The organism is Kitasatospora purpeofusca, assembly GCF_034043715.1.
GTDB classification, from domain to species: domain Bacteria; phylum Actinomycetota; class Actinomycetes; order Streptomycetales; family Streptomycetaceae; genus Kitasatospora; species Kitasatospora purpeofusca_A.
Genome location: NZ_JAXCLC010000127.1, coordinates 1 through 10,811 on the forward strand (window position 1 = coordinate 1; position 10,811 = coordinate 10,811).

Genomic DNA, 10,811 nt, shown 5'->3' on the forward strand with positions numbered 1-10,811 from the left:
GGGGCTGTGTGGGGGTGGGGGGGGGCCGGCCCCGCCCCCCCCACCAGTCGAGACCTGCGAAGCGCTTCATGGGTTCGAGGGTAGCGGTCGCCGGTACCGGCCCGCCGCCGGTTTTCCGGTTCCGCGCCGCGGCTTCCCGCGGTCCTCCGTGGCCCGTCAGTCCTCGACGACGAGGGCCGGGGTGTCCTGGCGGAGGGTCTCGCCGCGGAAGAACGCGGGCCGGTAGGCGCTGTACCCGAGCATGAGGACCACGCCGAGCAGCAGGATGCCGACGCCGATGACGAACACCGAGCCGATACCGAGGACGGCGCCGCTGCCGTACGCCGGGTCCCAGGCGTCGGTGAGGGTCTGCAGGAGGACTCCGCCGAGCAGGAGGCCGCCGAGCAGGGGGGCGAGGCCCTTGAGGACGAGGTCGCGCAGGCTGTCCCGGAGCGAGTGGCGGAAGTACCAGACGCAGGCGAAGGCGGTCAGCGCGTAGTAGAAGCAGATCATCAGGCCGAGGGCCAGGATGGTGTCCTGGACGACGTTCTCGCTGATCACGCTCATGCCGACGTAGAACACGGCGGTGGCGGCGCCGGCCGCGAGGGTGGCGAAGCCGGGGGTGCGGTGGCGCGGGTGGACGGTGCCGAAGCGGGGCGGCACGGCCCGGTAGGCGCTCATCGCGAGCAGGGTCCGGGCGACCGGGATAAAGGTGGTCTGCAGGCTGGCGGCGGCACTGGCGACGACGGCCAGGAAGAGCAGGATGCTCCACGGCGAGCCGAGGACCGGCCGGGCCAGGGCGGAGAAGACGTTGTCGGCGGTGTCCGGGTTGCCGAGGCCGTTGCCGGTGCTGCCGACGCCGGCGAACATCTGGGCGGCGACGGCGACCAGCAGGTAGGAGCCGACCAGGGTGACCATCGAGATCATCGCGGCGCGGCCCGGGGTCTTGGCGCTGCCGCTGGTCTCCTCGTTCATGGTGAGGCAGGTGTCCCAGCCCCAGTACATGAAGATCGAGAGCGACAGTCCGGCGGTGAAGGCGCTGAACGAGCCCACCTCGAGCGGGTTGAGCCAGGAGGCGGAGAAGCCGGCGGAGTCGGGCAGGTCGCCGGTGGCGGCCTTGCCGATGGCGATGCCGGCGAACAGCAGCAGGACGGCGAGCTGGAGCCCGACCAGGCTGTACTGGAACCACTTGGTGGCCGTCATGCCGCGGTAGCTCATCGCGGTGGCGGCGGCGATCAGTACGACGACGGTGGCCAGATGGACGGCCTTGTTGTCGTTGAGGTCGGCGACGGCTCCGTTGCCCGTCATCTCGCCGAGCATGAGGTAGAGGAAGTCGGTGGCCACCCCGGCGAGGTTGGACAGCACGATGATGGTGGCGACCGTCAGGCCCCAGCCGGCCATCCAGCCGACGCGGGGGCCGAAGGCCTTGACCGTCCAGGTGAAGGACGTGCCGCAGTCCGGGAAGTCCTTGTTCAGTTCCTTGTACGCGAACGCGACGAGCAGCATCGGCAGGAAGCCGGCCAGGAAGACCGCGGGCATCTGGACGCCGACGGCGGTGACCGTCGGTCCCAGGGTGGCGGTCAGGCAGTAGACCGGGGCGACCGTGGAGACGCCCAGGACCACGCTGCTCAGCAGGCCGACGGAGTTGCCCCGTAGGCCCTTGTCCCCCGCTGCCCCCGTCGCCCCCGCCACCCCCGTGCCGGGGGCTCCACCACTGGCACCACTGACCGGGGCACCCTGCGGAGCGGCGGGCGCCTTTGCCCGGCCGCTGCTTCCGTGCTCTGAGAGCTGCTGATCAAACACCTGCGCACCCTAGGTGCGGGTACCGAAGGTTGAGTAGGCCAACCCTTGGTGATCTGAGCCACTCCCTTCGATTCACCCGTACGGAACGGAGTGATACCCGATGATGCATGGGGCGTTAAGGCGTGTACCTTTATTTCAAAGGGTTGTTACCGAATTGATTTGCCCGCTGTGTCAGGCTTTGAGATGTTTTGGCATCAGCCGGGCAGGCTCGGCCGGTACGGCGTGGGACTCTTCGGGGATGTCGGATAGGTTTGCCTTACCTAACCGATATTCCGCCCCCGAAGGAGCGCCGCGTGTCCCCCACTCCCGGCCACCCGACCACCCCCCGCCCCGGCCGACGGACCCTGCTCACCGCGGCGCTCACCGGCGGTGCCGTCCTCGGCCTCGGCGGCCTCCTCACCGCCTGCGGCAGCTCGGGCGGCTCCGGCGGGTCGACCGGCTCCAGCGGCTCCGGCGGCGGCGCGGCGAAGCCCTCCGGCGGCTCCTCGCCGGACCAGAAGTCCGTCAAGCAGGGCGGCGACGACTACGCCACCGTGATCGAGACGATGAAGGGCTACGGCACCGACGCCGCGCCCGGCGTCTACCCCCGGACGATCAGGCACGCCCTGGGAGAGACCGTCCTCCCGGCGAAGCCGACCCGGGTCGTCGTCCTCGACACCGGCGAACTCGACAACGTCGTCTCGCTGGGCATCCAGCCGGTCGGCGTGGTCCACACCGACGGCTCCAAGGTCATGCCGTCCTACCTCAAGGACAGGGCCGGCAGCCCTACCGCCGTCGGCACCGTCAACAGCCTCAACCTGGAGGCCATCGCCGCGCTCAAGCCCGACCTGATCCTCGGCAGCCGGCTGCGCGCCCAGGACCAGTACCAGCAGCTCTCGAAGATCGCGCCCACCGTCTTCTCGCTGCGCCCCGGCTACCCGTGGAAGCAGAACTTCCTGCTCAACGCGAGCCCGTTCGGCCTGGAGGCGGAGGCCAGGGCCCAGCTGGACGCCTACCAGGCGGCCGCGGCGGCGATCGGCGCCGCGCTCGGCGACAAGCGGCCCACGATCACGCCGCTGCGCTTCATGCCCGGCAAGACCCGGCTGTACGCGGAGCTGTCCTTCATCGGCACCGTCCTCACCGACGTCCGGCTGCCGCAGCCCGCGATCGAGCAGGTCAAGGAGCTCGCGGTGGAGATCGGCCCCGAGCAGATCGACAAGGCGGACGCCGACTGGATCTTCTACGGGGTCTACGGCACACCCAGCTCCACCAACCAGGACGCGGTGCTCGGCGGGGCGCTCTGGAAGACCCTGGGCGCGGTCAAGTCCGGGCAGGCGCGGCCGGTCCCGGACGAGACCTGGTTCCTCGGGCTCGGCGTGGCCGCCGCCAACGTCGTCCTGTCCGACCTGAAGGGCTTCGTGGCGCCCGGCGCCTGACCGGCACCCTCCGGGGGGGGGGAGGGCCGGGTGCGGGGCGCCGGGGAGCGGGGAGCCGGGGGCCGGACGAGCCGGGCGGGCGGGTACGGGAACCGCGAGGCCCGATGGGACGTCAGGCTGTTGAGCAGGTGGGACCGGTGGTACGGGGGGGACTCGTGGGGCATGACGGTTTGGTGGGGCGCAGGGGGCGGAAACGCGCTTGGAGCACGTCGCCCGGTGCGGCAGGATCGACGGGACCGTACCCCGAAGGGCCCGTACCAATGACCACGCTCGACCGGACCGCCGCCGACCCGACGCCGGCCGCCCCACCCGTTCCCTCGGCGCCCGACGCCGCCGCCCCGGTGGACGGGGTGACCCGCTGCTCGATCACGGCGGCGGGCACCGACCGCCGGACGGGCGGCACGGCCGGCGTCCTGCTGGGCGGCTCCGTGCCGCGACCGCGCGACGGGGACGCCGACGGCGGGTCCGAAGCGTCCGACTCCTCCCTCGCTGCCGAGGAGGCCGAGCCGGGCCGGTCGGGCAGGACGGGCGAGACTGGCGGGTCGTCTCCGGCCGGCCAGGAGCGGACGGTCCCGGTCCTGCGGGCGGCCCGCGAGGAGCCGCGCACCACCGTCAGCCGGCGGCCCTCGCCGTCGCGCCGACTGCGCCTGCTGCATCCGCGGACGGCGGCCTCCGCCGCCAGGTCCGACGGCCCGCGCACCGGCCCGGCGCCGGCCACCGGCGCGCCGGTCGTCCCCGGACCGCGCACCGACGACGACCGGGGCGCCACCCGGCCGGGGGCGGCTACCGCCGAACCCCCGCTGGGCGTGCTGATCGGCGGCACCCCTCACCTGCCGGACGCCGGCGGGCGCCCGGGGTGGCCGGGCCGCCCTGAGGAACGGCCCGCCGTCCGGGCGGCCGCCGAGCTGCTCCGGCTCGGCCGGGGGACCTGTCTGGTCGTGCTGCCGGTCTGGCGGCCCGCGATCGCGGTCTCGGTACCGACCGAGCAACTGCTGAGCGCCACCGGCCTCGCCTACGAACAGCTCGCGGAGGCGCGGCTCTCGGTCGTGATCAACCCTGACGCCCTGCACGACCGGGAACTGGAGCTCCGGGACTGGCAGGTCGGACCGCCCGGGCGACCGGGCCGACGCGGCCGGCGTCGCCCGCTCTAGGCGGTCGGGGGCGAGCCCGCGTTCGAAGGCGGCAGGGGGCGCCGCTCCGGAACGGACGGGCCGGACCGGGCTGCCGCTCAGGAGCGGACGGGCCCGCTGTTCGGGATGTAGCCGAGATCGACGGGCCGGGGTTCGCGCCGCTCGCCGAGCCAGCCCTCCCGTACCTCCGCCAGCAGCTCCGGCAGCCGGGGCGGCCAGAGAGCGTCCGCGTTCTCGTCCGCGAGGTCCGCCGGGGTCCACCAGCGCCAGTCGAGGATCCGGTCGGCGGCGTGCACCGCGCTGACGTCCCCGACCGGGCCCCGGTGCGGACCGTCGGTGAGGTAGATGTGCTCGTGCTGGCGGACCGGCGTGCCGTGCCAGGTGAAGTCGTGTTCCCAGGTGCAGAGCAGCGGGCCGGGTTCGAGGTCCGACCAGCCGGTCTCCTCCCAGAGTTCGCGGCGTGCCCCCGCCCACGGCGTCTCGTCGGCCTCGATGCCGCCGCCCGGCATGGTCCAGTGCACGCCGACCTCGCTGTTGTCCGAACGCAGGAGGAAGACGGAGCCGTGCTCGTCCAGGACGACCGTCCTGGCGGCCCGGCGTGGGGTCCTTCGCGCGTTTCGCCACAGGTTTCGCATCGGGTCACTCTGCCAGCGGTGCGCTCCGGCCGTCGAGCGGATTCCACCGCCCTCCGGCCGCTGGCCGTGACGGCTCGACCTGGGCGTTCACGGCCTGTGGCATCGGGGTTTTGACGGCTCGACGGCCTGTCCGGGCCCGTACCCTGACGCCCATGCCCGCACCCGCGTTCCTCCTCCCCTCCCATCCCCTGGACCCGCGCCGGATCGACCCCCAGTTCATCCGGGAGGCCCGGCTGCTGCGGGACCTGGGCGGCGAGCACCACCTCGTCGACCACGACGCGCTGCTCGCCGGTGACGCCCGGGCGGCCGTCGACCGGGTCCCCGCGGGTCGCGGACCGTTCTGGTACCGGGGGTGGATGCTCCCCTCGGACCGCTACGCGGCCTTCGCCGCCGCCCTGGCCGAGCGCGGCGGGCACCTGCTGACCAGCCCGCCGGCGTATGCGTCGGCGCATGAACTGCCGGGCTGGTACGGGGTGTTCGAGGGGGCGACGCCGCAGAGCGTCTGGCTGCCGCTGGCGGGGGCCGGCAGCGGCAGCGGTGCCGGGAGCAGTACCGGAAGTAGTGATGGGGGCGATGCCGGGAGCGGGGCTGGGGACGGGGCCGGGATCGCGCCGCCCGGTCCGGAGCGGTTGGCGGCGGCCGTCGCCGGCCTCGGCGGACGGGGACCGGCGATCGTCAAGGACTACGTGAAGTCCCGCAAGGACGAGTGGGGCGAGGCCTGCTTCATCCCGGAGCTGGCGGACCTTCCGGCCGTGGCCCGGGTGGTCGCCCGGTTCGTGGAACGGCAGGGCGCCTACCTGGCCGGGGGCGTGGTGCTGCGGCGGTTCGAGGAGTTCACCCGGGTGGTGTGGGACGCCGACGACCCGCCGTCCGGCGGTTCCGGGCGGGACCGGGCTCAGGACCCCCGGCTGCCGGACGACGGACGGGGCGGGCGGCGGCGGGCGATGGAGTCCCGGGTGTGGTGGCTGGACGGCGAGCCGGTGCTGGTCGGACCGCACCCGGACCTGCCCGGCTGCCCGTCCGCCCCCGACCTGTCCGGGGTGCGGCCGCCGGTGCGGACGCTCGGCTGCCGGTTCGTCACCACCGACCTGGCCGAGCGGGCGGACGGTTCCGGCTGGCGGGTGGTCGAGGTCGGTGACGGGCAGGTGAGCGAACTGCCGCGGGGAATCGATCCTTCGAGGCTGCTGATCGCGCTGCTCGCGGCCTGAGGGAAGCGGCCTGAACAAATGGGCGCCCGGCCGGGGGTGCCGGAGTACGCGGCCGGGCCGCGAGATGGGCTGGGTGATCGGGCGTCGGGGCCTGGCTGTGCGATCGGGGCGGCGCGGGCTGTCGTGAGGGCCCGCGCCGCCCCTGTCGCTCACGCCCCGGCGATCACGTCCGGGACAGCGGCGGACACCGGGCCGGACCGGTGGTGTCCCTCCGCCACGAACGCCTGCCAGAGCCGGGTGTACGCCCCGCCCCGGGCCAGCAGTTCCTTGTGCGTGCCGTCCTCGACCACCCGGCCGTGGTCCAGCACGACCACCCGGTCCGCGCGCTCGGCGGTGGTCAGCCGGTGCGCGATGACCAGGGTGGTGCGTCCGCCGCTGAGCCGGTCCGCGGCGTGGTTGACCGCCGCCTCGGTGGCCAGGTCGAGCGCCGCGGTGGCCTCGTCGAGCAGCAGGACGTCCGGATCGACCAGCTCGGCCCGGGCCAGCGCGATCAGCTGGCGCTGGCCCGCCGAGAGGTTCCGCCCCCGGCCGGTGACCTCGTGCTCATAGCCGCCGGACAGCCGGAGGATCATGTCGTGCGCGCCGACGGCGCGGGCCGCCGCCTCCACCTCGGCCGGCGAGGCGCCCGGCCGGCCGTACGCGATCGCCTCGCGCACCGTCCCGGCGAACAGGTAGGCCTCCTGCGGCACCACCCCGAGCCGGTGCCGGTACTGGGCGAGGTCGTAGCGGGTCAGGTCGACGCCGTCGACCCGGACGGTGCCGGACGTCGCGTCGTAGAACCGGGCGACCAGCTTGACCAGGGTCGACTTGCCGGCCCCCGTCTCGCCGACCAGCGCCACCGTCTGCCCGGCCGGGATCCGCAGGCTGATGTCGGTGAGGACGTCCGGGGCGCCGTCCGCGCCGCCGTTGTAGGCGAAGCCGACGCGGTCGAACTCGATCTCGCCGCGGAGCCCGGCCGGGACGGGCACCGGGTCGGCCGCCTGCGCGGTGCTGGTCGGGGTGCGCAGGAGTTCGCGGATCCGGCCGAGGCCGACCGCCGCCTGCTGGTAGCCGTCGAACACCTGGGACAGCTGGTTGACCGGCGCGAAGAACAGGTCGATGTAGAGCAGGTAGGCGACCAGCGCGCCGACGGTGAGCGTCCCGGCGTCCACCCGCGACGCGCCCATGATCAGCACCAGCGCGGCGGCCACGCTGGAGAGGAACTGGACGAACGGGAAGTACAGCGAGATGTAGAGCTGCGCCCGGACCCGGGCGTCCCGGTAGGCGATGCCCCGGGCGACGAAGCGGTCGGTGTTGGCGTCCAGCCGGCGGAACGCCTGGACGATCCGCATACCGGCCACGTTCTCCTGGAGGTCCGCGTTGACCGTGCTGATGAGGTCCCGGGAGATCTCGTACTGGGCCTTGGACTTCCGGCGGAACACCAGGGTCGCGACCGCCAGCAGCGGCAGCACCGCGAAGACCGCCAGGGCGAGTCCGGCGTCGATCACCAGCAGGGCGGCGAAGATGCCGAGGAAGGTCAGCAGGCTGACCACCGCCGTGACCACGCCGGTCTGCAGGAAGGAGGTGAGCGAGTCCAGGTCGGTGGTCATCCGGGTCATGATCCGGCCGGAGAGTTCGCGCTCGTAGTAGTCGAGGCCGAGCCGGTTGAGGTGGGCGAAGATCTTGAGCCGGAGTGTGTAGAGCACCCGCTCGCCGGTCCGGCCGCTGACCCGGTTCTCGGCGCCCTGCACCAGCCAGTCCAGCAGGACGATCACCAGGGCGGCGAGCGAGGCGACGGCGACGCCGGTCATGACGCCCTTGCTGACGCCGTCGTCGATGCCGTGCCGGATCAGGATCGGCAGGACCAGACCGGCGCCCGCGTCCAGGGCGACCAGCAGCAGCGCCAGGGCGAGCGGTACCCGGAAGGGGCGCAGCAGGCGGCGGAGGCTGAAATCGGGATCTCCCCGCTCGGCCTCGGCCCGGGGGATCTCCGGGTGGTCGGTGGCCGGCGGGAGGGCGGCGACCCGGGCGAGCAGTTCGGGCGCGGCGGTGCGGGCGGCCTTGGCCAGGGCCGGGGTGGGCATGGCGGGGGTGGGGGCGGCCGCGGCGTCGGCCTCGGCGTTGGCGTCAGCGGTGGCGGTGGCGGTGGCGCCCGTGTCCTGGGTGGCCTGGGTGGCCTGGGTGGCCTGGGGAACGGTGGGCTGTGCGGCGGTGGGTGCGGGCGGCCCGGCCGCTTCGGGTGCCGCCGAGGGTGCGGCGGGGGTGGCCCGGTCCGCCTCGGGGTCGGTGATCAGCGCCCGGTAGCGGGGACATCGGGCGTCGAGTTCCTCGTGCGTGCCGATGTCGAGCAGGCGGCCGTGGTCCAGGACGGCGATCCGGTCGGCCAGCTGGAGGGTGGAGCGGCGGTGGGCGATCAGCAGGGTGGTGCGGCCGGCCATCACCGAGCGCAGCGCGTCGTGGATCTCGGCCTCGATCTGCGGGTCCACGGCCGAGGTGGCGTCGTCGAGCAGCAGGATCCGGGGGTCGGTGAGGATCGCCCGGGCCAGGGCGATGCGCTGGCGCTGGCCGCCGGACAGGGTGAGGCCCTGCTCGCCGACCTTGGTCGCGTAGCCGTCGGGCAGCGCCCGGACGAACTCGTCGGCCTGGGCGGCGCGGGCGGCCGCGACGATCTGCTCATCGGTGGCATCCGGGCGACCGTAGGCGATGTTGGTGCGAACGGTCTCGGAGAAGAGGAAGCTCTCCTCGGGCACGATGCCGACGGCCGACCGGACCGAGTCGAGGGTCAGGTCGCGCAGGTCGTGGCCGTAGAGGCGCACGGCACCGTCCGCCGGGTCGTAGAACCGGGGCACCAGCTGCGCGACGGTGGACTTGCCCGAACCGGAGGAGCCGACCAGGGCGAGGGTCTCGCCGGGGGCGAGGCGGAGGCTGAGGCCGTGCAGGACCGGGGCCGGGTGCTCGGGGTCGTAACGGAACTCGACCCGGTCGAACTCCAGCGCGACCTCGGTGGTGAGCGGTCCGGCCACGCGCGGGCCGGCGGGCGGGGCGGTGTCCGGGCCGGCGGGCGGGGTGGCGGCCGGGCCCGCGTCGGGTGCGGCGGTGCCGGTGTCGGGTGCGGCGCTGCCGGCGGGCTCCCGGGCCAGGTCGAGGACGACCGCGTCCGGGCGTTCCCGGACCAGCGGCCGCTCGTCGATCAGCTGGAGCACGCGCTCTACACCGGCCCGGGCCTGCTGGCCGACCGTGATGACCATGGTCAGCATCCGGACCGGGCCGGTCATCTGCGCGACGTAGGTGGAGAAGGCGACGAAGGTGCCGAGCGAGACCCGCCCGTCGACCGCCAGCCAGCCGCCGAAGGCCAGCACCGCCACCTGGGCGAGCGCCGGAACGGCCTGCATGGCGGGGTTGTAGCGGCTGTTCAGCCGGATCGAGCGCAGCCGGGACGCGAAGAGGCGGCGCGAGGCCGTCTCCAGCTTGTCCAGCTCCTGCCCCTCCTGGCCGAAGCCCTTGACCACCCGCACGCCGCCGATCGCCTCGTCCACCACCCCGGCGACGGCCGCGGCCTCCTGCTGGGCGGCCCAGGTGGAGGGGAACAGCCGCTTGCGGCTGAGCGTCGAGACCCACCACAGCACCGGGGCCATCACCAGCGCGACCAGGGTGAGCGGGGGCGAGAGCCAGAGCATCACACCGAGCGACATGACGAACATGAGCAGGAAGCCGGTCATCATGGGCAGCATCGAGAGCAGCCCGTTGACCAGTTGGAGGTCGGAGGTCGCGCGGCCGACCACCTGTCCGGTGTCGAGCCGGTCCTGACGGTGGCCGTCGAGTCTGCCGAGCGAGCGGAAGAGGTCCGCGCGCAGGTCGTGCTGGACGTCGACGGCCAGCTGCCCGCCGTAGTAGCGGCGGACCTGGGTGCAGCCGAACACGACGGCGGCGGCCAGCAGCAGGACGACGGCCCACGGGGCGAGCGGCCGGGAGTGCGCGGTGATGACGTCGTCGATGATCAGCTTGGTGACCAGGGGCACCAGGGAGGTGACGGCCATGCCGAGCAGCGAGGCGCCGAAGGCGAGCAGCACGCTGCGCCGGGAGCGCCAGCAGTAGCCGAGCAGCCGTCGGAGCCAGCCCGCGCCCTCGGGGTCGCCGGCGCCGGTCGGCGTGCCGGAGCCGTCGGGGGCGGTCGTGGACGGTCCGGGCTTCCGGCCCGCCCGGGCACGCCCGCCCCCGGGCTTGTCCGGCGAGCTGCCCGCGTCGCTCTTGGCGCCGTCCGCGCCCGGGGTACCGGTTCGGGTGCCGCTCGGGGAAAGCTCCACCGTAGATCCGTGAGTCTCAGGCATATTTAGGGATGCTAACCATTCCGACGGGTGACCGCCATGGATTTTCAGGCCAGGACGCGCCGGGGGTCCCGGCCCGACGGAGGGGCCAACAGCCTGCGGCCTGCGGTGATTCCCGGCGGGCCGGACCGGCGCTCGCTACCAGGGTCGCCGACGGGGCGGGAGCCGCCCACCGTCCACCGACGCAGGGGGCGCACCTCCGTTGGTCCTAGGTCGGGCGCCCGACCCGGCGGGGGGGGGGGGGGGGGGGGCCCCGCCCCCCCCCCCCCCCCCCCCCCCCCCCCCCCCCCCCCCCCCCCCCCCCCCCCCCCCGAGGCCCTGGACGCCTTCGGCCCGC

At 74.1% G+C, this 10,811-nt stretch carries 6 protein-coding genes; 3 read left to right on the plus strand and 3 right to left on the minus strand.

Annotated elements, in window-relative coordinates; all coding sequences use genetic code 11:
• Positions 1-156 precede the first annotated feature (156 nt).
• On the minus strand, positions 157-1,671 hold the full coding sequence (locus SM793_RS35400) for an APC family permease (protein ID WP_320442448.1): 1,515 nt from the start codon (positions 1,669-1,671) through the stop codon (positions 157-159).
• A gap of 404 nt (positions 1,672-2,075) precedes the next feature.
• Here SM793_RS35400 and SM793_RS35405 point away from each other — a divergent pair, with 404 nt between their 5' ends.
• Positions 2,076-3,197: an iron-siderophore ABC transporter substrate-binding protein gene (locus SM793_RS35405; RefSeq protein ID WP_320442449.1), complete on the plus strand. Its 1,122-nt coding sequence runs from the start codon at positions 2,076-2,078 to the stop codon at positions 3,195-3,197.
• 260 nt (positions 3,198-3,457) lie between these two features.
• Positions 3,458-4,348, plus strand: coding sequence for a hypothetical protein (locus SM793_RS35410; protein WP_320442450.1), 891 nt, complete (start codon positions 3,458-3,460; stop codon positions 4,346-4,348).
• A 77-nt stretch (positions 4,349-4,425) separates the two neighbouring features.
• Here SM793_RS35410 and SM793_RS35415 read toward each other — a convergent pair whose 3' ends face one another.
• The gene (locus tag SM793_RS35415; RefSeq protein WP_320442451.1) at positions 4,426-4,962 is read right to left on the minus strand and encodes an NUDIX hydrolase; all 537 of its coding nucleotides are present in this window, start codon (positions 4,960-4,962) and stop codon (positions 4,426-4,428) included.
• A 152-nt stretch (positions 4,963-5,114) separates the two neighbouring features.
• Between SM793_RS35415 and SM793_RS35420 the strand changes: the two genes are divergently transcribed.
• Positions 5,115-6,170, plus strand: coding sequence for an ATP-grasp domain-containing protein (locus tag SM793_RS35420; protein WP_320442452.1), 1,056 nt, complete (start codon positions 5,115-5,117; stop codon positions 6,168-6,170).
• Positions 6,171-6,319: 149 nt separating this feature from the next.
• On the opposite strand, the gene SM793_RS35425 is transcribed toward SM793_RS35420, so the two are convergent.
• On the minus strand, positions 6,320-10,252 hold the full coding sequence (locus SM793_RS35425; RefSeq protein ID WP_320442453.1) for an ABC transporter ATP-binding protein: 3,933 nt from the start codon (positions 10,250-10,252) through the stop codon (positions 6,320-6,322).
• Positions 10,253-10,811 lie beyond the last annotated feature (559 nt).